General features: G+C 69.8%; 24 protein-coding genes and 1 pseudogene. 12 read left to right on the top strand and 13 right to left on the bottom strand.

Annotated features, from left to right (window positions below; all coding sequences use genetic code 11):
- The first annotated feature begins 44 nt into the window (after positions 1 to 44).
- The 5 genes from ACGFZW_RS33475 to ACGFZW_RS33455 all read left to right on the top strand — a co-directional run bounded on the left by ACGFZW_RS33475 (position 45) and on the right by ACGFZW_RS33455 (position 8,096).
- A complete protein-coding gene (locus ACGFZW_RS33475; protein WP_393897065.1) occupies positions 45 to 2,348 on the top strand; it encodes a family 78 glycoside hydrolase catalytic domain in 2,304 nt (767 codons plus the stop codon).
- Positions 2,345 to 4,117, top strand: a complete 1,773-nt coding sequence (locus tag ACGFZW_RS33470; protein WP_393897064.1) for a glycoside hydrolase family 3 N-terminal domain-containing protein — start codon at positions 2,345 to 2,347, stop codon at positions 4,115 to 4,117. The genes ACGFZW_RS33475 and ACGFZW_RS33470 overlap by 4 nt, the downstream gene beginning before the upstream one ends.
- Before the next feature lie 69 nt (positions 4,118 to 4,186).
- The gene (locus ACGFZW_RS33465; protein WP_393897063.1) at positions 4,187 to 5,371 is read left to right on the top strand and encodes a glycoside hydrolase family 1 protein; all 1,185 of its coding nucleotides are present in this window, start codon (positions 4,187 to 4,189) and stop codon (positions 5,369 to 5,371) included.
- 139 nt (positions 5,372 to 5,510) lie between these two features.
- The gene (locus ACGFZW_RS33460) at positions 5,511 to 7,022 is read left to right on the top strand and encodes a glycoside hydrolase family 43 protein (RefSeq protein ID WP_393897062.1); all 1,512 of its coding nucleotides are present in this window, start codon (positions 5,511 to 5,513) and stop codon (positions 7,020 to 7,022) included.
- A gap of 327 nt (positions 7,023 to 7,349) precedes the next feature.
- Entirely contained in the window at positions 7,350 to 8,096 is a 747-nt protein-coding gene (locus ACGFZW_RS33455) for a phosphotransferase family protein (protein WP_393897061.1), read from the top strand.
- A gap of 101 nt (positions 8,097 to 8,197) precedes the next feature.
- On the opposite strand, the pseudogene ACGFZW_RS33450 reads toward ACGFZW_RS33455, so the two are convergent.
- A pseudogene (locus tag ACGFZW_RS33450) lies at positions 8,198 to 8,359 on the bottom strand (transposase); the annotation flags it as partial.
- Between the two features lie 176 nt (positions 8,360 to 8,535).
- Here ACGFZW_RS33450 and ACGFZW_RS33445 point away from each other — a divergent pair.
- Entirely contained in the window at positions 8,536 to 9,153 is a 618-nt protein-coding gene (locus ACGFZW_RS33445; protein WP_393897060.1) for a flavin reductase family protein, read from the top strand.
- A 294-nt stretch (positions 9,154 to 9,447) separates the two neighbouring features.
- Positions 9,448 to 10,263, top strand: coding sequence for an endonuclease/exonuclease/phosphatase family protein (locus ACGFZW_RS33440; RefSeq protein WP_393897091.1), 816 nt, complete (start codon positions 9,448 to 9,450; stop codon positions 10,261 to 10,263).
- A 66-nt stretch (positions 10,264 to 10,329) separates the two neighbouring features.
- Here ACGFZW_RS33440 and ACGFZW_RS33435 read toward each other — a convergent pair whose 3' ends face one another.
- The 5 genes from ACGFZW_RS33435 to ACGFZW_RS33415 all read right to left on the bottom strand — a co-directional run bounded on the left by ACGFZW_RS33435 (position 10,330) and on the right by ACGFZW_RS33415 (position 13,549).
- Positions 10,330 to 10,584, bottom strand: coding sequence for a DUF2277 domain-containing protein (locus tag ACGFZW_RS33435; RefSeq protein WP_393897059.1), 255 nt, complete (start codon positions 10,582 to 10,584; stop codon positions 10,330 to 10,332).
- 74 nt (positions 10,585 to 10,658) lie between these two features.
- Entirely contained in the window at positions 10,659 to 11,453 is a 795-nt protein-coding gene (locus tag ACGFZW_RS33430) for an alpha-ketoglutarate-dependent dioxygenase AlkB family protein (RefSeq protein WP_393897058.1), read from the bottom strand.
- 157 nt (positions 11,454 to 11,610) lie between these two features.
- Positions 11,611 to 12,204 carry a hypothetical protein gene (locus tag ACGFZW_RS33425; protein ID WP_393897057.1) on the bottom strand — a complete coding sequence of 198 codons (594 nt, stop codon included), beginning with the start codon at positions 12,202 to 12,204 and terminating at the stop codon, positions 11,611 to 11,613.
- Between the two features lie 512 nt (positions 12,205 to 12,716).
- Positions 12,717 to 12,866, bottom strand: coding sequence for a hypothetical protein (locus tag ACGFZW_RS33420; protein WP_393897056.1), 150 nt, complete (start codon positions 12,864 to 12,866; stop codon positions 12,717 to 12,719).
- Positions 12,867 to 13,147: 281 nt separating this feature from the next.
- A complete protein-coding gene (locus ACGFZW_RS33415) occupies positions 13,148 to 13,549 on the bottom strand; it encodes a VOC family protein (protein WP_393897055.1) in 402 nt (133 codons plus the stop codon).
- 710 nt (positions 13,550 to 14,259) lie between these two features.
- On the opposite strand from ACGFZW_RS33415, the gene ACGFZW_RS33410 reads away from it, so the two are divergent.
- Both ACGFZW_RS33410 and ACGFZW_RS33405 read left to right on the top strand, forming a co-directional pair.
- A complete protein-coding gene (locus tag ACGFZW_RS33410; RefSeq protein WP_393897054.1) occupies positions 14,260 to 14,490 on the top strand; it encodes a DUF6296 family protein in 231 nt (76 codons plus the stop codon).
- 484 nt (positions 14,491 to 14,974) lie between these two features.
- Positions 14,975 to 15,196 carry a hypothetical protein gene (locus ACGFZW_RS33405; RefSeq protein ID WP_393897053.1) on the top strand — a complete coding sequence of 74 codons (222 nt, stop codon included), beginning with the start codon at positions 14,975 to 14,977 and terminating at the stop codon, positions 15,194 to 15,196.
- 497 nt (positions 15,197 to 15,693) lie between these two features.
- On the opposite strand, the gene ACGFZW_RS33400 is transcribed toward ACGFZW_RS33405, so the two are convergent.
- The 3 genes from ACGFZW_RS33400 to ACGFZW_RS33390 all read right to left on the bottom strand — a co-directional run bounded on the left by ACGFZW_RS33400 (position 15,694) and on the right by ACGFZW_RS33390 (position 17,410).
- Entirely contained in the window at positions 15,694 to 16,026 is a 333-nt protein-coding gene (locus ACGFZW_RS33400) for a hypothetical protein (protein WP_393897052.1), read from the bottom strand.
- Positions 16,027 to 16,136: 110 nt separating this feature from the next.
- Positions 16,137 to 16,832: an aspartate/glutamate racemase family protein gene (locus ACGFZW_RS33395; protein ID WP_393897051.1), complete on the bottom strand. Its 696-nt coding sequence runs from the start codon at positions 16,830 to 16,832 to the stop codon at positions 16,137 to 16,139.
- A complete protein-coding gene (locus ACGFZW_RS33390) occupies positions 16,829 to 17,410 on the bottom strand; it encodes an SAM-dependent methyltransferase (protein ID WP_393897050.1) in 582 nt (193 codons plus the stop codon). Before ACGFZW_RS33390 ends, ACGFZW_RS33395 begins: the two co-directional genes overlap by 4 nt.
- A gap of 389 nt (positions 17,411 to 17,799) precedes the next feature.
- Between ACGFZW_RS33390 and ACGFZW_RS33385 the strand changes: the two genes are divergently transcribed.
- Complete coding sequence (locus tag ACGFZW_RS33385) at positions 17,800 to 18,960, top strand: glycoside hydrolase family 64 protein (protein WP_393897090.1); 1,161 nt, start codon at positions 17,800 to 17,802, stop codon at positions 18,958 to 18,960.
- Positions 18,961 to 19,251: 291 nt separating this feature from the next.
- Positions 19,252 to 20,154: a glycoside hydrolase family 19 protein gene (locus ACGFZW_RS33380; RefSeq protein WP_393897049.1), complete on the top strand. Its 903-nt coding sequence runs from the start codon at positions 19,252 to 19,254 to the stop codon at positions 20,152 to 20,154.
- Positions 20,155 to 20,196: 42 nt separating this feature from the next.
- Here ACGFZW_RS33380 and ACGFZW_RS33375 read toward each other — a convergent pair whose 3' ends face one another.
- The 4 genes from ACGFZW_RS33375 to ACGFZW_RS33360 all read right to left on the bottom strand — a co-directional run bounded on the left by ACGFZW_RS33375 (position 20,197) and on the right by ACGFZW_RS33360 (position 23,861).
- Positions 20,197 to 21,402, bottom strand: coding sequence for a cytochrome P450 (locus tag ACGFZW_RS33375; RefSeq protein WP_393897048.1), 1,206 nt, complete (start codon positions 21,400 to 21,402; stop codon positions 20,197 to 20,199).
- Between the two features lie 270 nt (positions 21,403 to 21,672).
- Complete coding sequence (locus ACGFZW_RS33370) at positions 21,673 to 22,962, bottom strand: ATP-binding protein (protein WP_393897047.1); 1,290 nt, start codon at positions 22,960 to 22,962, stop codon at positions 21,673 to 21,675.
- Positions 22,963 to 23,300: 338 nt separating this feature from the next.
- Positions 23,301 to 23,678: a hypothetical protein gene (locus ACGFZW_RS33365; protein WP_393897046.1), complete on the bottom strand. Its 378-nt coding sequence runs from the start codon at positions 23,676 to 23,678 to the stop codon at positions 23,301 to 23,303.
- A 21-nt stretch (positions 23,679 to 23,699) separates the two neighbouring features.
- Positions 23,700 to 23,861 (bottom strand): hypothetical protein, encoded by a 162-nt coding sequence (locus ACGFZW_RS33360; RefSeq protein WP_393897045.1) that lies wholly within the window; start codon positions 23,859 to 23,861, stop codon positions 23,700 to 23,702.
- 445 nt (positions 23,862 to 24,306) lie between these two features.
- On the opposite strand from ACGFZW_RS33360, the gene ACGFZW_RS33355 reads away from it, so the two are divergent.
- Positions 24,307 to 25,095, top strand: a complete 789-nt coding sequence (locus ACGFZW_RS33355) for a SigB/SigF/SigG family RNA polymerase sigma factor (RefSeq protein ID WP_393897044.1) — start codon at positions 24,307 to 24,309, stop codon at positions 25,093 to 25,095.
- Positions 25,096 to 25,102 lie beyond the last annotated feature (7 nt).

Raw genomic sequence — 25,102 nt, 5'->3', positions numbered from 1 at the left:
CCGCTCCCCGACGGCCTCACCGGCCGGTACCGCGAAAGACAGACATGCCGCACAACTGGACCGCAGAGGTCATCACCCCCGCCTGGCGTGAAGAGCAGCCCGGTCCCGCGGGCCGCCCAGCTGCGCTGCTGCGTGACGTGTTCACCATCGGCAGCCGGGTGCGACAGGCGGAACTGCGGGTCACCGCCCTGGGGGTGTACGAGATGCACATCAACGGCGCCGTCGTCGGGGACCATGTCCTGGCGCCCGGCTGGACCAGCTATCACCACCGCCACCGCTACCAATCCTTCGACGTCACCACGCTGTTGCAGCCCGGTGCCAACGCCTGGGGCGCCTACCTCGCGGACGGCTGGTACCGGGGCCTGCTCGGATTCAACGGCGGCAACCGCGACATCTACGGACCGCACACCGGGCTGCTCGCCGAGCTGCGGATCGAATACACCGACGGCAGCTGCCAGACGGTGACGACCGGTCCCGACTGGCGCGCCGCGGCCGGGCCGGTCACCGCCGCCGGCCTGTACGAGGGGGAGGTCCACGACGCGCGCCGGGAACTGCCGGGCTGGTGCGAACCGGACTACGACGACATCCACTGGCAGCCGGTGCGCACGCTGGACTTCGACACCTCAGCGCTCTTCCCGGCCGACAGTCCTCCGGTACGGCGCATCGAGTTCCTCCCTCCGGTGGCCGTCACCACCTTGCCCACCGGCCGCACCATCGTGGATTTCGGACAGAACCTGGTCGGCAGACTCCGCATCCGCGTACGTGGTGAAGCGGGCCGCACGGTGACGCTGCGGCATGCTGAGGTGCTGGAGGACGGTGAACTGTGCGTACGTCCGCTGCGCGGCGCCACGGCCATTGACCGCTACACCCTGCGCGGCGACACCGACGGTGAGCAGTGGGAGCCCCGTTTCACCTTTCACGGCTTTCGCTACGCCGAAATCGACAACTGGCCCGGCGAACTCGTTCCTGGTGACGTCACCGCTGTTGTCCTGCACAGCGACCTTCGACGGACGGGCTGGTTCGAGTCTTCCGACCCGTCCCTGAACCGACTGCACGAGAACGTGGTGTGGGGGATGCGGGGCAACTTCCTGGACGTTCCCACCGACTGCCCCCAGCGCGACGAACGCCTCGGCTGGAGCGGCGACATCCAGGTCTTCGCCCCCACCGCCACGTTCCTCTACGACACCAAGGACTTCCTGCGCTCCTGGCTGAGCGACCTGGCCGCCGACCAGAGTGACGACCCGGACGGCATCCCGCCGGTGATCAGCCCCGCCATCCCGGTGAACATCCCCGTTCCGATGCCTCCCGGCAATCCTGCGATGACCGGCTGGTGCGACGCCGCCGTCATCGTCCCGTGGGTCCTGTACGAGCGCTACGGTGATATCCAGGTGCTGCGCGCCCAGTACCCGTCCATGCGCGCCTGGGTGGACGCCGTCGACCGGATCGCGGGCCGCGGACATGTGTGGGGCGAGGGCTTCCAGTTCGGTGACTGGCTCGACCCCACCGCATCCCCCACCGACCCCGGCGGGGCGACAACCTCCGCCCGGCTCGTTGCCACCGCCTACTTCGCACGCTCGGCCCGCCTGCTGGCCTGCAGCGCCGAGGTGCTGGGGGAGGAGGACGATGCCGCGCGCTACCACGCTCTCAGCGATGCCGTGCGGCAAGCCTTCCGCGCCCGTTTCCACACCGGCGGCGGTCGCCTGGCCGAGGAGACCCAGACCTCCTACGCCCTCGCCCTCGGCTTCGACCTGCTCCAGGACGGCGCCGAGCGAGCCGAGGCCGGGAGCAGGCTGGCCGCCCTGGTGGCCGAGCGTGGCCACCGGATCGGGACCGGCTTCCTCGGCACCCCTCTGGTGTGCGACGCGCTCACCACCACCGGCCACACCGAAACCGCGTACCGGCTGCTGCTGGAGCGCTCCCACCCCTCGTGGCTCTACCAGGTGGACATGGGCGCCACCACCATCTGGGAGCGCTGGGACAGCCTGCTCCCCGACGGCAGGGTCAACCCCGGAGAGATGACCTCCTTCAACCACTACGCACTCGGCGCGATCGCCGACTGGCTGCACCGCACTGTCGCGGGTCTCGCGCCGGCCGCCCCCGGCTACCGCCACCTGCTCGTCAGGCCCCGTCCCGGCGGCGGCCTCACCTGGGCCAAGGCAGCGCACGAGACACCGTACGGCCGGGCCGAAGTGGCGTGGCACCTGCACGAAGAACAACTCACCGTCAACGTCACCGTCCCACCCGGCGTCGAGGCCACCGTCGATCTGCCGGGCGCCGAGCCGACCCGGGCCGGGCCGGGCACCCACACCTTCCACACCCCTCACCGCACCACCGAGGAGCAGCAGTGAAGCATCCCTACCAGGACCCCGACCGCAGCGTCCAAGAACGGGTGGCCGACCTGTTGCCCCGGATGACGCTGGAAGAGAAGGCGGGACTGCTGTTCCACCACGCGATAGGTATCGGAGCGAACCCCGCACCCGTCGGTCTCACCGCCGAGCAGATGATGTCCCGTCAGCTCATGTCGCACTTCAACCTTCTGGGCGCCGGGACACCCCGTCAGATGGCCGAGCTCCACAACCGCCTCCAGGAGCAGGCCGCAGCCACCCGCCTGGGCATCCCCGTAACTCTGTCCACGGACCCGCGCCACGCATTCACCGACAACCCGGGCACCGCCATGATGGCCGGCCCCTTCTCCCAGTGGCCCGAAACCCTGGGCCTGGCGGCCACCGACGATCTCGACCTGGTGCGCCAGTACGGCGACACCGTGCGCCGCGAGTACGTGGCCGTCGGCCTGCGTGTCGCCCTGCACCCGCAGATCGACCTGGCCACCGAACCGCGTTGGGCCCGCATCTCGGGCACCTTCGGTGAGGACGCCGACTTGACCTCCCGCATGGCCGCCGCGTACATCGAGGGCCTTCGGGGGGCGGGCGAGCAACTCGGCCCGGACAGCGTGGCCGCGATGGTCAAGCACTTCCCCGGCGGCGGCCCGCAGAAGGACGGCGAGGACCCGCACTTCCCCTACGGAAGGGAGCAGGTCTACCCGGGTGGTTTCTTCGACTACCACCTCAAGCCGTTCGAGGCGGCCCTCGCAGCCGGGGCCACTCAGGTGATGCCGTATTACGGCATGCCGGTCGGCACCGAGTACGAAGAGGTCGGCTTCGGCTTCAACCACAGCATCATCACGGGGCTGTTGCGCGAGAAACTGGGCTTCGACGGCATCGTCTGCACCGACTGGGGACTGCTCACCGACGGCCCGATCATGGGCGAGACGCACGCAGCCCGCGCCTGGGGCGTGGAACACCTCACGCCAGGCGAGCGGGCGTTGAGGGTGCTGCACGCCGGCGCCGACCAGATCGGCGGCGAGGCATGCCCCGAGCTGATCACCGCTCTGGTCCGCGACGGACTGCTGACGGAATCCCGGCTCGACGTGTCCGCCACCCGCCTGCTGGCCGAGAAATTCCGTCTCGGTCTCTTCGACGACCGCCGCTACGTCGATCCGGACGTCGCCGAAGAGACCGTCGGCCGCGCCGACTTCCGCACCGCCGGCGAAGCCGCCCAGCGCCGCTCGCTGACCCTGCTGGAAAACCGGGACGACATACTCCCGCTGACCGGACGCCCCCGGCTGTACGTGGAAGGCGTCGACCCGGCCGTGGCCGCCGAACACGCCGACCTCGTCGACGACCCGACCGAGGCCGACCTCGCGGTGCTGCGCCTGAACACCCCCTACGAGCCTCGCCCGGGCCTTTTCGAATCCTTCTTCCACGCCGGCCGGCTCGACTTCGACCACCACCGCCTCAAGCAGATCCTCACCCTGCTCGACACGGTGCCCACCGTCGTCACCCTCCACCTCGAACGACCCGCTGTCATCCCGGAAATCGCCGAGCGCTGCGCCGCCCTGCTCGCCGCCTACGGTGCCGGCGACCGGGCGCTGCTCGATGTCCTGTTCGGCCGGGCCGCCCCCCGGGGCACGCTGCCCTTCCAACTTCCCCGGTCCATGACCGAGGTGGCCGCAGGCCGCCCCGACGTCCCGCAGGAGAGCCCGGATCCGCTCTATGCCCTCGGCCACGGGCTGCGATACGCCGCCGAAACGACAGCCGCGCCGAACCACGCCTCCTGAACGAATCCGCGACCCCGCGGCTCGGGCGACCTACAGCCCGACCACCTTCGAAACGATGAGGATCACCGCATGAACAGCGCCTTCCCCCACGGCTTCCTCTGGGGCGCAGCGACCGCTTCCCACCAGGTCGAGGGCGGCAACGTCAACAACGACTTCTGGGAGATGGAACACCGCCCGGACACCTTCTTCTCCGAGCCCAGCGGGGACGCCTGCGACAGCTGGCACCGCTGGGAGGAGGACCTGGACATCGTCGCCGGTCTCGGCCTCAACACCTACCGCTTCTCCTTGGAATGGAGCCGTATCGAACCCGAACCCGGTGAAGTCTCCCGCGTCGCCCTGGACCACTACCGGCGCATGGTCGCAGGCTGCCGCGAACGCGGGCTGACCCCTGTCGTCACCCTGCAGCACTTCACCGTGCCGCGCTGGATGACCGCCGCCGGCGGCTGGGCAGGACCTGGCTCCGCCGACCGCTTCGCCCGCTACTGCGAGATGGTCCTGCCCATCCTGGCCGAGGGCGTCCCCTACGTATGCACCATCAACGAGCCCAACCTCGCCGCGATGACCGCGCAACTCCATCTGCCCTCAGGCGAACAGCCCCCCTTCACCGGCGTCATGCCCGCGCCCCACCGCCCGACCGCCGACGCTCTGATCGCCGCACACGCCCGCGCCATGGACATCCTGCGCGGCCAGTCCGGGATCGAGGCAGGCTGGACGATCGCCAGTCAGGTCGTCCAGGCCGCACCGGGTGGTGAGGAGGCGGCCGCCGCCTGGTCTCATGAGCGGGAGGACTTCTTCATCGAGGCCGCCAAGGACGACGACTTCATCGGCGTACAGGCATACACGCGCACTGTCATCGGCCCCGACGGCCCCCTTCCCGTCCCGAAGAGCGCCGAGCAGACCCTGACCGACTGGGAGTACTACCCCCAGGCCCTCGAACAGGCCGTACGCCACACCTGGCAGACCACCGGCGGCACCCCGATCCTGGTGACCGAGAACGGCATCGCCACCGCCGACGACACCCGCCGCATCGACTACACCCGCACCGCCCTCCAGGGCCTGCGAGCAACCATGGCCTCCGGCATCGACGTCCGCGGCTACATCCACTGGTCGCTACTGGACAACTTCGAATGGGTCGCCGGCTACAAACCGACCTTCGGCCTGGTGGCCGTCGACCGCCAGACCTTCGCCCGCACTCCCAAGCCCAGTGCTCAGTGGCTCGGCAGCATCGCCCGCACCGGCCGACTTCCTGAGTGACGGGCGGCCCGCTGCCCACGCTTCCCGGTCCGCCACCAGCACAAGGCCGGTCCGACGGCCCCCGGCCCCTGTTCCCTTCCTCGGATCCCGGTCTCCACGCCCGGACCACATGAGGTCACCGACAGAAACAGACCACTTCATGCACACCCATACGCAGCCCGCCATCGGCGGCTTCCACCCGGACCCCAGCATTTGCCGCGTCGGCGACGACTACTACCTCGCCACCTCCAGCTTCGAGTACTTCCCCGGCATACCCATCCACCACAGCACCGACCTGCACCACTGGACCCTCATCGGCAACGTGCTCACCCGGCCGGGCCAAGTCGAGCTGCCCGACCGTCTTCCGCCCTCCGCCGGGGTCTTCGCTCCCACCCTGCGCCACCACAACGGCCTCTTCCACCTGATCACGACCGTCCTCGGCGGTGGTGGCACGTTCCTGTTCACCAGCCCCGATGCGGCCGGCCCCTGGTCGGACCCCGTTCCGGTTCCCGGTGTCACCGGGATCGACCCCGACCTTGCCTGGGACGACGACGGCACCTGCTACTGCACCTGGGCCGGCATCCACCAGATCCGCATCGACCCGATCACCGGCGACAGCCAGGACGTCCCCCGCACCCTCTATTCCGGCACCGGCGGGTCCTTCCCCGAAGGCCCCCACCTCCACCGCCGTGGCCCATGGTGGTACCTGGTGCTCGCCGAAGGAGGCACCGGCCCCGGCCACGCAGTCTCCGTCGCCCGTTCCACCAGCCCCCAGGGCCCCTTCGAGCCCCACCCGAACAACCCCGTCCTCACCCACCGAGGCACCAATAACCCGGTCCAGAACACCGGCCATGCCGACCTTGTCGAAGCCCCCGACGCCAGCTGGTGGATGGTCCACCTCGGGGTCCGCCCCCGGGGCGCCTTTCCCTCCTGGCACACCCTGGGCCGCGAGACCTTCCTCGCCCCCGTCACCTGGACCGACGACGGCTGGCCCGTCATCGGCGCCCCCACCGGCCCCACCAGCGCGGCCGCCCCGCTCTGGTACGACGACTTCGCCACACCTGCGCTCCGCCCGCAGTGGGTCGCCCCCGGTCTTACCGCCCACCGCAACGTCAACGTCACCGAGAGGCCGGGACGGCTGACCTTGCACGCCCGCCCCGCCACCGAACCTCCCGTCTTCATCGGCCGACGCCAGCAGCACCCGTCATGCACCGTCCGAGCAGCCGTCGACGCCTCCCGCGGCAGCGGTGGACTGGCCCTGCGCATGGATGACCGGCACCTGTACGCGCTCGTCATCGAAGACGGGCAGGTTCACGTCGATGCCCGCATCGGCCCGCTCGCCCAGCGTCTGCGCAGTGTCCCCTGTCCCACGGACAGCGCCGTCCTGGAAATCCAGGTGACCGCCACACCGGTCATCGATCTGGAGGCGGACGACAGCGGACACGGCGTCGCCTCGATACCGGTGGAAGCGATCGAGAGAATCACCTCCAGCGGCCCGGACCGCGTCCAACTGATCGCCGAAACGCAAGGACACCGCACCCTCCTCGCCGAACTGGACGGCCGATACCTGTCCACCGAGGTCACAGGCGGCTTCACCGGCCGCCTCGCCGGACTGCTCGCCACCCGCGGCACCGTCCGCACCGAATGGTTCAGCTACGAACCCGCCCCTTGATCCCGACAACACTTCGGATGCACGACAGCAACCTGCTGGCTGGACCATGACTGCCGTGCGTTCCGACAAGTTCCGCTGGGCGCGGGGCGTGGGGACTTGTAGAACGCTGAATGGATGCGGCGGAGCGGGCGTTGGAAAAACGCGCAGCTCCACGACGGCGTCAAAGGGCGCGCGACCGGTTAGGACTCCAGACAAAAGTGGTGGGCTCGACCTGGTCGGCGGTCGGTGTCGTGCCCGAGGCCACTGAGTGGCGCGACGTGGTCAGCCGCGCCATCGCACGCGATAAATCCGGCGACGTCGACGGTTCATCTCGGGATACTGGCCGCCATGGATGAGGTCAAGGTCGTCGTCGCCCATTCCGAGCGCGCGACCCTGCGCGTCGGCGACGTGTTTTTGAAGGTGGACGCCGATCAGGCGCGCATCGACGTCGAGGTCGATGCGATGGCCCTGGCGCCGGTCCCGACCCCAGAGGTCCTGTGGCGCAAGCCGCCCGTGCTCGCGATCGCCGCCATCCCGGGGACGGCGCTCGGTCGCCTCGGCGAGCCGTCGACCGCGTCCCCTGCGGCCTGGGCGGCGGCGGGCGCCGCCATCCGCAAGCTGCACGACGCGCCGCTGCCGCTCCGGCCGGGCCGGGCCGGCCGGAGCATCGTCGCGCTGGCCGCTGAACTCGACGACGAGTGCGAGCTGCTCGTGACGAACGGTCTCCTGCCCGCCGACCTGGTCACCCGCAATCGCCAGATCGCCGAGGCCGCGCTCCGGCCGTGGACTCCGGCGTTCACGCACGGTGACCTGCAGATCGCGCACGTCTTCGTCGACGGTGACGAGGTCACGGGCATCATCGACTGGTCCGAGGCGGGCCAGGGCGATGCCCTGTACGACCTCGCCACCCTCACGCTCGGACACGAGGAGCACCTCGACGACGTCACCGCCGGATACGGCACCGACATCGACCTCGACGTGATCCACGCGTGGTGGTCGTTGCGAAGCCTGCTGGCAGTCCGCTGGCTGATCGACCACGGCTTCGACCCGTTCGCGCCGGGGTGTGAGGTCGACGTGCTGAGATCCCGGATGTGAGGAGCGCGGGCCCGACTGCTACGAGTGCGTGCTCCGGGTGACTCGTTGCGGTTGCCGCCGGTGGCGATCGCGGCGAGCGTGATGCCGTACGCCGCGACGATGAGAAATTCCCGGCGGATCCCGGTGTACAGCACGAACAGGATCCCGCACAGCACCTTTCGTTTATCCAGACGCTTACGACCCGGACGCCGCGGATCACGCGGGACGACCGGCGGCAGCGGCTCGATGTGCTCCCACAAGTCGTTAGCCGTATCAACGCAAATTTACCGACCGCCGGTCACGACACGGCAGGGCTGCCGCCAGCCGCGGCGCCCTCGCTCTCTCCCGGCGACGGCGGTTCGCGGCGGCCTCGATGCCAGGCGCTTTCCGTTGCGCTCGGAGGGCGCGGGCCGCGGGTCCGCTGCGAGGTCCGCGGTCGCCCGTGTGGATACTGATCACCATGCGCATTGACTTTGATCCCGCTGCCATGCCCCGCAACGAGTTCTACCGGCTGCTGACCGCGACGGTGGTGCCGCGGCCGATCGCCTGGGTGTCGACCATGTCGGCGGACGGGACGCACAACCTCGCCCCGCACTCCTTCTTCACCATTGCCAGCGTGGCGCCGCCGGTGGTGCAGTTCAGCTCCGTCGGGCGCAAGGACACCTTGCGGAACATCGAGGCGACCGGCGAGTTCGTGGTGAACCTCGCCCCGGAGGGTCTCTTCGAGCAGATCAATGACAGTGCCACCGATTTCCCGCACGGGGTGAGTGAGTTCGAGTCGGTGGGCATCGCCTCCGAGCCCGGTCTGCGGGTCAAGCCGCTGCGCGTCGCGGCTTCGCCGGTGGCGTTGGAGTGCGAGGTGCACAGCACGATCCGGATCGGGGACTCCACCGTCGTGTTCGGACGGGTGGTGCACGCGGTCGTGTCGGAGGACGTGATGGTCGACGGGCATCCGGAGATTTCCCGGCTGAAGCCCCTGTCACGACTGGGCAAGGACGAGTGGGGCACCATCGGCGAGGTACGGGAGCTCTCCCGTATCCGGCACGCAGACTGGCAGGGGCCGGCCAGCGACCGGTAGCCGGGATCGAGCGGGCCGGGGAGTGGCCGGCGGCAGTCGTGCGTTTCAACTGCCGTGTCCCGAAGGCTACTTCCCGCTCATCGTGGAGTCCGAGACTCTGCAGTCAGTCGCTGTCGGCCTCTGCCGGCGCAACGGACCCCTGGAGTCGCTGTGACCGCTTCCGCTTCCGCGCTGAACGAAGTCTCCGCTTCCGCTTCCCCGGTCCGCTCGCAGGATTCGGCGCCCGCGACGGCGCCGTTCAGTAGACGTTCCGCATTGCGCGCGGCGGCTGCGAGCGCCGTCGCCGCGCCGGTCATGGCGTACGGCTCCGGCACGGCGGAGGCTGCCGATCACGAGCCGGGACTGCGGGTGATGAGCTTCAACCTGCGGTACGCCGCTGATACCCGGCCGAACTCCTGGGGCGAGCGCCGGCCCGTGATGCGCACGCTGCTGCGTCGCGAGGCACCCCACCTGCTCGGCACGCAGGAGGGCCTCTACGGGCAGCTACGGGACATCGCGGCCGACCTGGGGCCGCGCTACGACTGGGTGGGCACGGGGCGGGGCGGCGGGAGCCGCGACGAGTTCGCGGCAGTCTTCTATGACGTCCGCCGCCTCACGCCTGTCGAGTACGACCACTTCTGGCTCTCCGACACGCCCTATCTGATCGGGTCGTCCACCTGGGGAAACACCGTCGTACGGATGGCCACCTGGGTCCGCTTCCAGGAGCTGCGAACCGGCCGGGAGTTCTACGCCCTCAACACTCACCTCGACCACCTCAACCAGTACTCGCGTGAGCGCTCCGCCGCGTTGATCAAGGAACGGCTGGGGGCTCTGGACCCGTCCGCGCCGCGGATCGTCACGGGGGACTTCAACGTGGCGGCGCACAAGAACCCTGTGTACGACGCGATGCTCAAGGGCGGCCTCGTCGACAGCTGGGACAGCGCCGAGACGCGCAGCGCGCTGTATGCCACCTTTCACGGGTACAAGCCGTTGGTTCCGGACGGGGACCGGATCGACTGGATTCTCACCTCGCCGGCGGTGCGCACGCGCCGCGCCTCGATCAACACCTTCTCCGAGAACGGGCAGTTCCCGAGTGATCACCTTCCGGTGCAGGCGCTGCTCGATTGGTGAGAGCGACGCGGCGCTGAGGTGCTGCGCGCGCGGAAGCTGCGTTGATCGGGCGGTCGGGCGGTGTGGTCAGTGCTGGTGGGCGTGCGGTGGGTGGTCGGCCGGTCGACGGGCGGCGGAGCCGCGGATCTGGAGGCCGTCGAGGAGGTCCTGCGTGGCAGCCGCGACCGCGTTCACGGCGTTGTCGAACACCTCGCGGTTGTGTGCGGCCGGCGCGCGGAACCCGGAGACCTTGCGGACGTACTGCAAGGCCGCGGCCCGGATGTCCTCGTCGGTGACCTCGGGGGTGGCGGGCGGACGGAGCGTCTTGATGCTGCGGCACATGACTCCAGTCTGCCTCGCCAGCGGCGGAAGCGGGCAGACCTGTGGACAAAGCCAGCTCCGCGGCACCGGCACGATCAGCTGAGTCCCGTGACCCGCATGGTGATGTTGAGACGGCCGCTGTTCAGGCCGGAGGCGGGGTCGCAGGTGCCGGGGCGGACTTTGGGCACGCCGTGGTAGGCGAAGCGGGACGGGCCGCCGAAGACGAACAGATCGCCCGAGGCCAGCTCGATGTCGGTGTACGGCTTGGTCCGGGTCTCGGTGTTGCCGAAGCGGAAGACGCAGGTGTCGCCGATGCTGAGCGAGACGACCGGGGCGCCGGACCGCTCTTCCTTGTCCTGGTGCATACCGAGCTTCGCCTGCTCGTCGTAGAAATTGATCAGTGCGGTGTCCGGTGTGTAATCGTCGCCCGCGGATGCGTCCTCGTACGCCGCGACCAGGGCCTTTCGCCCCAACGCCACCATCCAGTCAGGGAATTGCGCGACCCGCGCGCCGTTCACGTCGTCGGCGGTGCGGGTGTACGCGTACGGCTGCCAGTGCCACCCGATACACACCGTCTGGACGGACATCACGCCGCCCCTGGGAAGCTTGGTGTGCCGGATCGGCGCGGGGCCGCGCGCCCAGTCACGGCATGCGGTGACCAGCTCGCGCTGCTGGGCGAGGGTCAGCCAGCCGGGGACGTGGACGGCGCCGGGGGCGATGAGCCGCCGGGTGCGGTCCCGCTCGGCCGTTGCGTCGAGGGGGCGGGCTTCGCCATGCGAGCGGGTGTCGGACAGGTCGGCGCCTGGGGAGCCGGATTCGGCCTGGGTGGATCGGCTCGTGGAGCCGTCGAGCCGCCCGAAGTCCTCGAATCCGGGAAGTGGCGTGGTCATCTGCTCCTCGACTCTGCTCTCGACCTGCCCCCTGCCTGCGCTGGGGCGCACCTTCGCGTCTCTCCCTGGGCGCCCGCGCCCCTGCACGGCGCCGCGGTGCCGCGCCCGTGCTGGGGGTCTTCCTGTTCAGCGTGCCACGACCGCCCACTCCCGGGCTCTACGGGCTGGACGGCAGGCGCCGGGAGACCCATCGGCCGTCCACAGTCCACGCCCCGCCCTCCGCCGTGGCCCCGCGCATGCCGTGGAGGGTCCCCGGACCGGTGAGCGCGGGAAGACGGGAGTCGGCTAGAGACGCGAAGCCGTAGGTGCGGGCCGGGTCCCAGCCGGTGCTCCGGCGCAGGCGGCGGCTCATCTGCGCCCATCCGAGCGGTGCCGCCGCGACGACCCAGGCATCGGGTTCTTCGGCGGTGAACCGTTGGGCCGCACGAAGCCAGGACGCGGCACGCTCGGGCCAGTGGGCCACGGCGAGGACCGGGAGGTCGGCCGAGCGCCACGCCTCGACGAAGGCGGTCGCGGCGGATCGCGACGCGGCGTCACGGCTGTGCCCCACGACCACCGTGCGGATACGGGCGCGGGTACGCGGGCGCGGGCCAGGAGCGGTCAACAGGCCGAGCAGGGCGCCGAGTTCCTCGTCGGTGTGGGGGACGGGGCAGGGCAGCGTGCCATAAGCGGTCGCCGTTGCTGGTGGGAGGAGTGGAGAGGTCGTGTCCGGTGGTAGCGGTAGCGCGTTCGCTGCGGCATTGGTGATCATTGGTGCTTCCGTCGGCGGAGGCGCGGGGCGGCGGGGGAGTGGGCGCGGTGTGCGCGCTGATTCCGGCCGGTTGCGGCCGGTTGCGGCCGGTTGCGGCCGGTAGGCCGTCGTCGCGTGGCGTTTTCAGCCTGCGGGACGGAGGGTCGGGGCGCTGGCGGAATTCGGACGACATGGTGTCGGGCTCGGGAGCCGAGCCGAGCCGAGCCGGTCTCGATGTCCGCGGCTACTGCCGTCTCGATCATTCGTACGGGGCGAATTCGGAGCCGGGGCGCGGTCCGTCCCGCCGTCTCACGCTCTGCAGATCCGGCTACGGCTACCGCGGGGCCGGCCATCCGTCGCGTCTGCCCCGGCCGGCTACCGTCCGGCGGCCGTTCATCCCGGTTCGGAAAGCCGCAGGTCAGCCGACCCGCGCCGGCCTGTGGCCGCCTGCAAACCCGCAGGCCGGCCGGGAGCCGTATCTGCCGTGGTAGCCGTGTCCTCCGTCTGTCGCTACCGCCTGCCGCTACGTACGGTCAGGCTGCCTCGACGACCTCGGCGCGGACGGCAAGAGTCCAGACCTCCAGCAGCCCGGCGTACTCCGCCATGTCCTGAGGCGTCCACGCCAGATCACGCCGGGCTCGCACAAATCGGCGGATCGATTCGTTGGCCTCGGAGGCAGGCACGGACACATCCTTAGGGGAAGAAGGGCTTAAGGGCATGCGAAACATGCTAGTGGCAGCCGCTGACAACTCAGTGCCTCGTGCGTCGCCTCGTGCGGCCTTTACTCCTTCAGCCGACGTCCCCGTCGGCCGCCCCAACTCCCTGACCAGCCCGGATCGTAGAGGACTTCACCGCGCGGCGCTGCCCGCATGTGGTCAGTCCCACACGCTCCGCGTTCGGGACGGCAGATCGTCAGCCGCCGCGCCCACCGCATTGAAGGAGCAGCCTCACTGAAGGAATGCCCTCACTGAAGGAACAAGCAGAACGGATGTCCCGCCGGGTCGAAGAGCACGCGGACGTCGTCCTGGGGCTGGTGCTGTGCCTCCGTCGCGCCGAGCGAGACGGCATACGCGCCGGCCTCGTCGAGATCGTCGACGCGAATGTCGAGATGCAGCATCTTCTGCTGGGCCTTGACCTCTTCCGGCCAAACAGGCGGCGCATAGCCTGCCTCGGCTTGGAAGGAGAGCCCGGTGCCACCGGCCGGGCCTCTGAGCACCACCCAGTCCGGTTCGCTGTATTTCACCTCCCAGCCCAGCAGCTGCCTGTAGAAGCCGGCGAGCGCATGCGCGTCCGGGCAGTCCAGCACCACAGAGGCGAGCGAGAACCCAGGTCTGTCGGCCTCACCATGTTCATTCGCCACCGTCACTCCGCAACACCGTCCTTCGCCTGTTGATCGGCTGCTGTCTGCTTCTGCTCTTCGTTCGGCGGACAGGGAGCGTACGCAACCGGCGCGAAGGCGGGAAGGACATCGAGGCCGGTGAGGAGAGTGCCGTACATCGGTTACCTCATTCGGGTGGTGTTGTCGCCCGTACCGAGGCGGGCATGGCGGCCCGCTTTCGACGCGGGGAGAGGGCCCCGCCCGCATGCCCTGCGCGCATCAACACCTCCTGGTACACGCCGAGTTAGTGCCATCTTCGGTCTCCTGGCCTGCCGTTCGCCCGGTCGATGTCAGTGGTCGCCCGTACCGTGGCGTTGTCACTATCCGAGCTGCTGGCGCTTCTCGGACCTGCCCCGCCCCTGTGACAGCGCACGGGGGCGGGGCGCACCTCAACGCGGCCCCATCCGCTGCATCTCCCGCGCCCGTCTGGATCACCGGGAGGGCATGTACCCGTCACGGCTCGTCAGGACCGGCCTGCCCGTCCGAGCGCCCTTCGAAGTGCTGGTTCCGCGCCGGTCTGCACCGGTCCGGGTGCCGCTCTCAGGTCGGGCATGGCGCGCCGCTTCTCCCGTATCTCGTGCATATGAGGCGGCAAGGGCGGGCGTGCGGGACGATGGAAACACCGAGGTACAGCGGCGTGTGGCGACCGCAGGGGAGCGGCGCGGCGGGCCTGCGCAGAGCCATGTCGGGAGGCCCCGATGGAATACCCGGAAAGCTACGAATTGATATTTCAAGCCCCCGCCGTGGAAGACGATGTGGTGATCGTCCGGCGTACGGACAAGGCGGGCGCGGGCGGGTATCCCGTCTACGAAGATGATTCGGGGATCGTTCGCGCGGAGATCAGCGACCGGGCCGAGGTGCGCATGCTGGCGAGTGGCGGGCACCAGGTGCTCAGGACGCCTCTCCTGGCGCGTCCCCTCACTCCCTAGATGTATTGACCTGGAGCATGTCCGCAAGGTCCTGCCTGGCCCGCGACGCCTGGCACGCACCTCGCTGCGTCGTGGGGATCACCCACGTAGACCCACTACGAGGGCGCCCCTCCGTCCTGCGATCGCACGCACCAGACGCCGCGGACCCCGCCCTGTGGGCGGAGGGCGGGGCTTTGCACACACGCCCCAGGGCCGGCAGACACGGGAGAACCAACGCGGTCCGCCTTTTTGGGTCCACCCTCTCCGGAGCCGACGGAAAGCGGCTCCCGTGGATCGTTGCCGGCAAATCCTGGAGATCAACTGCAAGACTGCGGGCCGCGTGGGGAGCGTCCATCAGCGGAGTACACCCGACGTCGGATGCGTCGAAATCGGCCCTTTTCGGGCACAGGGAGGTGCGCGTCCAGGAGCGGCAAATGCGCCCATGGACGAGGTTCATGCAGTGCACGGGCTCACAGGAGGCTCCGACAGGCGCATACTGGTCCCAATGACAAAGCCAGCGGTAACCAAGCGCCCTCTGCCCACCAGCCCCTTCAAAGCCCCGGCTGCGCCGCCTCTGAAGAGCTTCGCCATAGGAAACCGGGTCACCCACGATGTGTACGGCCTCGGCCGGGTAACCGGCGTCGAGGAAGGGATCGCGGTCATCGTCGATTTCGGCTCGATGCAGGAGCGGATCACCAGCCCGTACGCCAAGCTGACCAACCTCTAGGACGGCCGGGCCACGGCCGAGGAGAGCAGGCAAGATCCCTCCCCCCGGCCCGGCCCTTGAGGCATGTCCTGCCCTCGAAACCCTGCAGAAAGGAGCCGTCCCATCGACGCGAACACACCGTTCTCCTCGCCGGAACCGGCGCCCGTCCCGGCCACCACCGGGTCGCCCACTCCATCTACGAATCCCTTCCAGGCCCCGGACTTCGACGAGGCCCCAGCGGAAGGCTCCCCGGTGCCGAGTACGGATTCCGGCACCCGCAAGCACCGCCGCTCGTGAGCGAGCGTCGCACCACTCCTTCCCTCGGCGGCGGCCGTGAGCAGCACCTGAGCACGACCCGTATTGCTGCGAGGGAGCGCACGGCCGCGAGGCACGGGCCTTGTGGGCGACGCGGTGCGTGGGACGCCCTCAGTCGACGTAGCCGTGACTCGGCGCGTCGCTCGACGGCATTCGCCGCGTAGCTCGGCCGCCGCGCTCGATCCCGTGCTCGCCCGCCTGGGCTAGAGGCCGCGCAGATGCGACCGTGACGGCCGCTTTCGCCCCCCGCCCGGCGTCGGGCGGTCCTGGTCCTGTTCCTGGGCAGGCGCCGGGATGTCCTCGGCCGGCTTCCGAACGTCCTCAGCTGGCGTCTGGACGTCTTCGCACAGTGAGACGTCCTCCAGGCGCGCGGTGTCTTCGTGCTGCGGGACATCCTCGGACTGCGGAGCGTCATCCTCCGTCTCAGGGTCGGACCCGGCGGTCTGTCCCATGAGTGCGGCCAGGGCGCGTTCGAGCGACTCACCGGTCACCTGCATCCGGATTCTTGCCAGTCGTTCCAACTCGCTACGCGACACGACGTCAGGGTACCCGCCGGATCTCCGGAGCCCGTCCGGACCCAAGGAACTGTGGCGTTACGACAGTTGGCGTGCCCTTCAATGCGCGGAACGCGGTGGTGAGCGGGCTGTCAGAGGTCGGCGAGCGCCCGGCTCACGGCTGCCTCGGCATGCAGTCTGGTGGTCGGGAAGACGGGGACGGGACTGTCCTGCGGCCGGACGAGCAGCTCGATCTCGGTGCAGCCCAGGACGATGCCTTCGGCGCCCGCAGCGACAAGATCCCTGATGACGGTCGTGTACGCCTGCCGGGACTCCTCGCGGACAATGCCACGACAGAGTTCTTCGTAGATCACCCGGTGGACGGTGTCGCGCCCGGTGGCGTCCGGGACGAGCACGTCGAGAGCGTGGGACTCCAGACGGCCGCGATAGAAATCCTGTTCCATGGTGAACGCGGTGCCCAGCAGGCCGACGCGGCGCAGGCCTTCCGCGCGCACGGCGTCCGCGGTGGTGTCGGCGAGGTGCAGCAGCGGGATGCCCACCGAGGCGGCCACCGGATCGGCGACCTTGTGCATGGTGTTGGTGCAGAGCAGCAGCATGTCCGCGCCCGCGGCTTCCAGGGACGTGGCCGCCTCGGCGAGTATCCCGGCGGCCTCGTCCCAGCGCCCCGCGACCTGCAGCTGCTCGATCTCCGCGAAGTCCACCGAGTACAGGACACACTTCGCGGAGTGGAGCCCGCCCAAGCGCTCCCGCGTCAGCTGGTTCAGCAGCCGGTAGTACTCCGCCGTGGACTCCCAACTCATGCCACCGAGCAGCCCGATCGTCTTCATCGGGTCACTCTCGCACAGAGCCCCCGGCTGGGTCGCGCGGCCGTGCAGGATCGGATTCGAGCGGCACCGTCCGCCTTTCGGGCCGGCAGAAATGTCTGCGGGGTCGTCTCGATGCCCTCGATGGGCTCGCGCAGCAGCTGGGCGATCATGGTGAGCCCTGCCTGCCGCATCAGCTCTGCGATTTGGGCCGGCTGCTGCCGGTGGAAGTCGAGCGATACGGGGCGGCCCCTTGGCTCCGAGAGGTGCAGCGGGGCGTCGCCGACCTGGAACGCGACCAGCAGATGGCCGCCCGGAGTCGGCACCCGGGCCAACTCGGCACAGACGCGGGGATGCCGTTCCTTCGGGGTGTGGATGAGGAGGTGCCAGGCGCGGACACCGTTGAGGGTGCCTCCGGCAGGCCCAGCACCCGATATCGGCAACCGGTCCGCCCCGGCGTCCCGTACGAGTCCGGCGAATGCCGAGAGCATCGCCCGGTCAAGAGACCTCGGTGCCGGCCCGTCGCTGAAGTGTGCGTCGTACTCGGCGGGCGCGGCGTCGTGGAACGCGCGGGTGGTGTCGACGACGCCGGATGCGGTCACGGGCGGGGACGACACTCCCGGGTGGTGGAGGTCGCGGGGGAGAGGGGTGCGGAGCGCCGACTGGACCGGATGGTGCCGTGAAGTACACGCCCTACACGCTGAGTTGGTGCGTTCCGTGCTTTCTCTTGACGGTCTCATCGCGGGGGGTGATTCTGAGGACGCATGTATGAGAGCGCTCTCATACGGCGTGGGCGTGCGGGCGCGTACTTGCTCTCGTCGGCCGGCCCGCTCGCGCCGCGTCCGCCCCGCGCCTCCCCGCGCCTCCCCGCGCCCAAGGATCCGCGCCGCACGCTCCAGCCCTGGTGAGTTCGACCGATGAGGAGGACGATGTGCCGGCCTTACCCAAAGTGCTCAGATCCCTGGCCGCCGCGGTGATCTTCGCCGCGGGAATGGTGGCAGCCGCCCCCGCCGAGGCGGCCACGCCCCGGACCGTGGCAGCCGACGAGGCGGCGGTGCCCGCGACCATCCCGCTCCGGTTCACCAACAATTCCGGTCGCAGTGAGCAGATTTACGTCTACAACATCGGCACCCTGCTCGCCACGGGGCAGCAGGGCTGGGCGGATGCGAACGGTACGTTCCACCCCTGGCCGGCGGGCGGCAATCCGCCGACTCCCGCCCCCGACGCGTCGATCGCGGGGTCGGCCAACGGCAGCTCCCTGACCATCCGCATGCCGAAGTTCTCCGGCCGCATCTACTTCTCCTACGGCCAGAAGCTCGTCTTCAAGCTGACCACGGGCGGCCTTGTGCAGCCGGCGGTGCAGAATCCGAGCGACCCCAACAGGAACATCCTCTTCAACTGGTCGGAGTACACGCTCAACGATGCCGGTCTGTGGCTCAACAGCACGCAGGTCGACATGTTCTCGGCTCCCTACGCGGTCGGCGTCCAACGCGCGGACGGAACGACCACGAGTACGGGGCACCTCAAGCCGGGTGGCTACAACGGAGTCTTCAGCGCCCTCAAACAGCAGCCGGGAGGCTGGGCCGGATTGATCCAGACCCGCTCCGACGGCACGATCCTGCGTGCCCTCGCCCCTGGCCACGGGATCGAGTCCGGTGCCCTGCCCGCATCCGTCATGAGTGACTACATCGACCGGGTGTGGAGCAAGTACGCCGGCCAGACCCTGACGGTGACGCCGTTCGCCGACCAGCCGAACACCACGTACCACGGCCGGGTCTCCGGCAACGTCATGAACTTCACCAACAGCTCCGGAGCGGTCGTCACTTCCTTCCAGAAGCCTGACGCGGACAGCATCTTCGGCTGCTACAAGCTGCTGGACGCGCCGAACGACCTGGTGCGTGGCCCGATCTCCCGCACGCTGTGCGCCGGTTTCAACCGGTCCACGCTGCTGACCAATTCCCACCAGCCGGACGCCGGTTCCGCGGGCTTCTATCAGGACGCGGTGACCAACCACTACGCCCGCACGATTCACGCGCAGATGGCCGACGGCAAGGCGTACGCCTTCGCCTTCGACGATGTCGGCAACCACGAGTCGCTGGTCCACGACGGGAACCCGCAACAGGCCACCATCACGCTGGATCCCTTCAGCTGACCACCGAACGGCCGTCTTTCGAGCGCCATTGGTATGGACATGCTCGCCGAAGCGGTCATAGCCTGAGTGTGTTGGTCTAGACCGCATCTCCACTTGTGCGGCGGGGTATTGGTCGTGCCCTGCCGCCGAGGAGACCTTCCGTCGACGTGCGGAGGTCGATCGATGTCTCTCTGCTTCCTCGCGTGCCGGATCGCTTGGCGCAGACCGCCAACGGATCGCCTCCGCCTCCCACTTCCCCCCACAGACGGGCCGCCCTCCCTCAGGGGACCGGTCTCGCGAAGGAGTCACGCGATGAAATCACGTATTGCCGCAGTGCTCAGTGCCGCCACCATGGCGGCGGGTGTAGCCCTCTTCGTGCCCGCAGTGCCGGCGGCGGCCGCGGCCGGATGCGCCCCGTCGTGGGACGCGTCTGCCACTTATGCCGGCGGGAAGACCACGTCGTACGACGGTCACAACTGGTCCGCGAGGCAGCGCACTCACAGTGAGGCGCCCGGACACGGCGCTTCCTGGTCGGACCTCGGGGCCTGTGCCGCTCCTGGGGCCAACGGGGCTGCCGCCGCCGACGCGTCGGCCGAGGGGTTCGTCGTCAGCGAGGCGCAGTTCAACCAGATGTTCCCGAACCGGAACGCGTTCTACACCTACAGCGGTCTGACGGCCGCGCTCAGCGCCTACCCGGAATTCGCGAACACCGGGAGCGACACCGTCAAGCGTCAGGAGGCCGCGGCCTTCCTGGCGAACGTCAGCCACGAAACCGGCGGCCTGGTCCACATCGTGGAGCAGAACACCGGGAACTACCCGCACTACTGCGACGCCACCCAGCCGTACGGCTGCCCGGCCGGTCAGGCGGCGTACTACGGCCGTGGCCCCATCCAGCTCAGCTGGAACTTCAACTACAAGGCGGCGGGTGACGCGCTGGGCATCGACCTGTTGAACAACCCCTACCTGGTCGAGCAGGACTCCGCCGTCGCCTGGAAGACCGCCCTTTGGTACTGGAACACCCAGACCGGCCCCGGCACGATGACGCCGCACCAGGCGATGGTCAGCGGAGCCGGTTTCGGTGAGACGATCCGCAGCATCAACGGATCGATCGAGTGCAACGGCGGCAACCCCGACCAGGTGCAGAGCCGGATCAACAGCTACCAGAACTTCGTGCAGATCCTGGGCACCACTCCCGGCGGCAACCTGAGCTGCTGACGCGGCCGGCGGGACGGGGCGGACGGGGTCGCAGCGCGGTCGTTACGCGCTCGGCTCCGTCCAGCGGATGGGGAGCTGCTCCGGGCCCCGGATGAGCATGCCGGTACGCCAGTTCAGGGCATCCGGATCCACGTCCAAGGCGAGGTCCGGGCAGCGGTCCAGCAGTGCGCGAAGGGCGATACGGGCCTCCAGGCGGGCCAGCGGGGCGCCGAGGCAGAAGTGGATACCGTGGCCGAAGGCGACATGGCCGCGGGGCTCGCGGGTGATGTCGAAGTCATCGGCGGCGGCGAAGCGTTCGGGGTCACGGGACGCTGAGGCGAGCACGACCAGCACCGGCTGCCGGGCGGGAATCACCGTGCCGCCGATCTCGACGGGCTCGGAGGTGAAGCGGAAGGTGGACGTCTCCACCGGACCGTCGTAGCGCAGCATCTCCTCCACGGCGTTGTCGAGGAGGGAAGGGTCGGCCCGCAGCGCGGCCAGCTGGTCGGGGTGGCTGAGCAGCGCGCGGACGCCGTTGGCCAGCAGGCTGACGGTCGTCTCGTGCCCGGCGACCAGCAGCAGGAATGCCATGCCGACCAGCTCGTCGCGGGACAGCTGGTCACCGTCCTCGTCGCTGGTGCGGATCAGGGCGCTGAGCAGGTCCTCGCCCGGTTCTTGGCGCTTGGCCTCGATGAGGCGGACGAGGTAGGCGGTCATCGCCTCGGTGGCCGCGAGGGTCGCTTCCGGTGCGGTCGGTGCGACGACCTCGTTCGACCAGGCGCGGAAATCCTCCCGGTCGATGTCCGGGACGCCGATGAGTTCGCAGATGACGGTCATCGGCAGCGGGAAGGCGAGCGACTCCACGAGGTCGGCGCGGCCGTCGGGGGCGGCGAGCATCGCGTCGAGCAGCTCGTCGGTGATCTGTTGCACCCGCGGCCGCAGCGCTTCGACGCGGCGGGAGGTGAACTCCCTGGCCACCAGCTTCCGCAGCCGCGTGTGGTGCGGCGGGTCGGAGTCCAGCATGTGGGTGAACAGCGGCGAATCACCGGCAGCGGCGTCGTACAGCCCGGAATTGCGCAGGTCCTTCGTCAGGCGGGGGTCGGTGAGCGCGGAGCGGACCGCTTCGTAGCCGACGACCAGCCACATCTCCTGGACCTCGGGAATCCGCGCGCGGTGCACGGGCCCCTGGGCGCGCAACTTGGCGTAGTACGGATAGGGGTCCCTGATGAAGTCCGTACCGTAAGCGCCCAGGTCGACGATCTCCGACATGCGCTGCCCCCGCTTCTCTCGATAACGCGCCGCACTCGACGTTGCACGTCACCGTACGCGCGAGGTCCGGAGCGGGCATCGCCCCGGCGGAGGACTCGCGCCCGGTGGTGTCCTCCGTCCGTAGTGCGTCCGATGTCCTCCGCAGGGCGGGCGTCGGGCCCGTGGACGGGTGTAGCGGTGGCCTTATCGGGGACGGTCAACCCCGCTGTGAGGGCAGGGTGTTCAGGTGCGCGGGCGCCCCGAGGAGCTGTGCCGCAGGGCGCCCTTCCGTCAGCAGCGGGCGTGGGCGGTGATGTCCGCGTCGAACTCGTCGATCATCGCGGGTGTGACCGTCGGCCGGCACCGGGCGATGGCGGCGAGATAGTCCTCCGTGCCGGCGCCGAGGCGGCTCGTCGCGCCCGCCCCCAGGCCGATGGACTCCAGGTCCCGCTCGAACGACGCCTGGGCCGCGATCCGGGCCGCGTGCTCGATGTCGGCGGGCGTGAACAGCTCCGTGGCCGCCACCAGGGCCGCCACGTCCACCTCGGCCCGGCCGTCCGTGTAGCGCGACCAGATCGCCGACCGGGCGGCCGCGTCCGGCGTGCCGATCGGGATCAGATAGTCGAAGCGGCCGGGACGCAGAAACGCCGGGTCGAGGGAGCGGATGGAGTTGGTCGCGCACACCAGGAGCCGCTCGTCCCGCTCGCGGAACCCGGGTATGAGCTTGAGGAGTTCATTGGTGACGCCGTGCAGGCCCCCCGGCTGCGCGGGCTCGCTGCGTACCGGTGCGATCTCCTCGACCTCGTCGATGAAGACCAGGACCCGTTCCAGCTCCGCGATGCGCGCGAACGCGGTGCGCAGCGCCGCCGCGAGGTTGCCCTCATCGGCCAGCCGGGAGGGCAGCAGCTCCACGAAGGGCCAGCCGAGCTTGGAGGCGATACCCCGGGCGAAGGTCGTCTTTCCGGTGCCAGGGGGGCCGAAGAGGGCGATGGCGCGAGGTGGCCGGACGCCGTGGCGGGCCGCCCGCTCCGGTTCCGCCAGGGGCAGCACGACACGCCGCTCGATCAGGTCCTTCTCCGACTCCATGCCGGCCACCTTGGCCCACAGGTCGGTGGGCAGGAACCGGCCGCCCAGGTCGTCCAGAAGGCTCGCCGAAGGGCCGTGGTGCGGTTCGACCTTCTCGAAGTAGGCCACGGCGGGCTGCCGGGTGTATCCGGCGTTGAGCAGGCCCTCCCCGAGCAGGTCCTCCTCGGGGAGTACATAGGCGATACGGCTCACCCGGGCGGCGATCAGCCGCCGTTCCAGCTCAACCAGCAACGCGCTCGCCAGCCCCCGGCCGCGCCAGGCGGAGGAGATCGCGATCCGCATCACCCAGCCGCGCTCGCCGGCCACGCAGGCCAGTGCCGTTCCGATGGGCACCCCCTGGTGGACGGCCACCACCGCGGGCTGCCGGGAGGTCAGGGCGCTGATGCATTCGGCGAGCGAGAACACCGATTCCTGTCCGAGCTCGGCCGTGGAGTCGATCAGGTGGACCACTTCGGCGAGATCGTTCTCGCGGTAGTCGTGGATGAGCCAGTTCACCGGTACCGCCCCTCGTTGGTGATGTTGCAGTGAGGCTAGGGGTGGGGGGTGAGGGGGTCCTGCTCCGCGATGAACAATCCGGGCGGGCGGATTCTACGTTCCGTATGTAGCCAGGGACGGGCACGCGGGATGGGCCGCAGGCGGGTGCTGATGCGGGTCGGCTCGCTCGGGGGCGTGGAGAGCGCCCGGCCGGGAATCCCGGCCGGGCGCTTGTTCCGGTCCTGCCCGTGGGCTGCTCGGCAGCTCGTCCGGTGTCGAGCTGCGGTTGTGGTCAGCCGGCGTCCGGCCCACGTGGCCGCTCGGCGTGCTGCGTACGGGGCTGCGGGCCCCGGGGAAGGTCAGGGGTTGCGCTTGGGGTTCTGCGGGTCGACACCCGTATGGGCCTCGGCGTCCTTGCTCCCGCTGGGACGTCGGGACGGGCCCTTCTCGCCGGTGTCCCGCATGCCCTCCTCGCTCTCCTGGGCGGCGATCCGCTCACCGCTGCGCGACGTGCTCTTGACCTCGCTGGCCGGCGGAACCTTGTCCTCCTCCGCGGTCTCCCTGCGGGGCGGGCTGTCGGGGGCGTGGCGCTGCGGGTCGAAGGACCGTTCCGCGCTCGGGTTCTTCTGCTGCTTCGCCTCGTCGATGTCGGGCGACCAGCCGTGCTGGTCGGAACCCTTGTGCCTACTGGGGCCTTCGCCCATCTTCGGTTGCGAGGACTTCCTGTGCTTCGTCACTGTGGCTCCCTCGGTTCCGCGTCACCGATGGGCGGCGCTGGACCGTTTCCGGCGTTTGGTATCGGTCGGGCGTGTGCGCTCCTGAGGCTGGTCGGCGGCGGGCGGCTTGTCGTTCTCACCAGGCACGAAGTGCCGTGAGTCACCGAGAGTCAGCAGCCGTTTGACCTGGTCGGGCAATCTCATGCGTCGCCTCCTTGCCGCATCGGCGGCTCCACGGCTCCATGATCGGGGCCGGTCGGGTCGTGCGCATCCGGGCCGGGCCGGTCGTGCGGACCCGGAAACGAGGACCACTACTCCAGCGTCGGCGCTGGAGGCGGTATGTGGCAAACGCCCGCGATGGCGTGGCGGCGGCGGAGTGCGAATCCCGGACGGGCCTGCGCGCAGCAGGAGCGGTCGGCTACTCACGGTCACGAACGCTCGTCGGGCCTGTTCCGGCCCGCTCGTGCCCGTTTCCTCGATCGGTCCGGAGGGCCGGCCGGCGAGGCCCCGCGCCCGCGCGCCCGCAGCCCCTGTCGCGGGGGCGGGACGACTGTCGCAGAGTGGAGTGGACGGAACGGGAAGGCCAGGCGGCCTGCGCCGCCCGGACGCGATGCGATACGGGGCAACCGATCGGAAGGCGTGAGTTCGGATGACTTCCCTTGCCAGGCCCAAACGGTATCCGCAGAAGGACCCGGATACCGGCGCCGCGTTTGCCGAGCTGAGGACGTTGCCGGACGGCCCGCGCCGGCGGGAACTGCGGGAGGAGATCGTCCGCGCCTGGCTGCCCATGGCCCACCGGCTCGCCCGGCGCTACCACGGCCGTGGCGAGAGTGACGACGACCTGCGCCAGGTCGCGGCGGTCGGCCTGCTCAAAGCCGTCGACCGGTTCGACCCGGACAACGGCACGCCGTTCGGTGCCTTCGCGGTGCCCACGATCATCGGTGAGATCAAACGCCACTTCCGGGACGCGCTGTGGGCCGTCCACGTGCCCCGGCGCGCCCAGGAACTGCGCGCGCAGGTGCACCGGGCGCGTGAGGAGCTCTCGGCAAGGCCGGACCACAAGTCGATCACCGTCCAGGACGTCGCCGCGCATACCGGCCTGCCCGTGGAGGACGTGCTGATCGGCCTGGACGCACAGAAGACCTTCACCGCGCTGTCCCTGGAGCGTCCCATCAGCGGCGAGGAGACCCACACCATCAGCGACCGGGTGGGGCAGGAGGACCCGGCACTCGGCCTGGTCGACGACCGGGAGGCGGCCGCCCCGGCACTGCGCCTGCTGCCGGAGCGTGAGCGGCGCATTCTGTACCTGCGCTTCTTCATGGGGCTGACACAGAGTGAGATAGCCGCGCAGATCGGGCTTTCGCAGATGCACGTCTCGCGGCTGCTGCGGCGCTCGTGCGACTACGTACGCGAGCAGGCCCTCAGTCCCCAGCCCTGAGTTCGAG

It is taken from the genome of Streptomyces sp. NPDC048248, assembly GCF_043201875.1.
Lineage (GTDB): Bacteria > Actinomycetota > Actinomycetes > Streptomycetales > Streptomycetaceae > Streptomyces.
The sequence above is the reverse complement of the archived record's forward strand: the minus strand, read 5'-3'. Positions and strand labels throughout refer to the sequence as shown.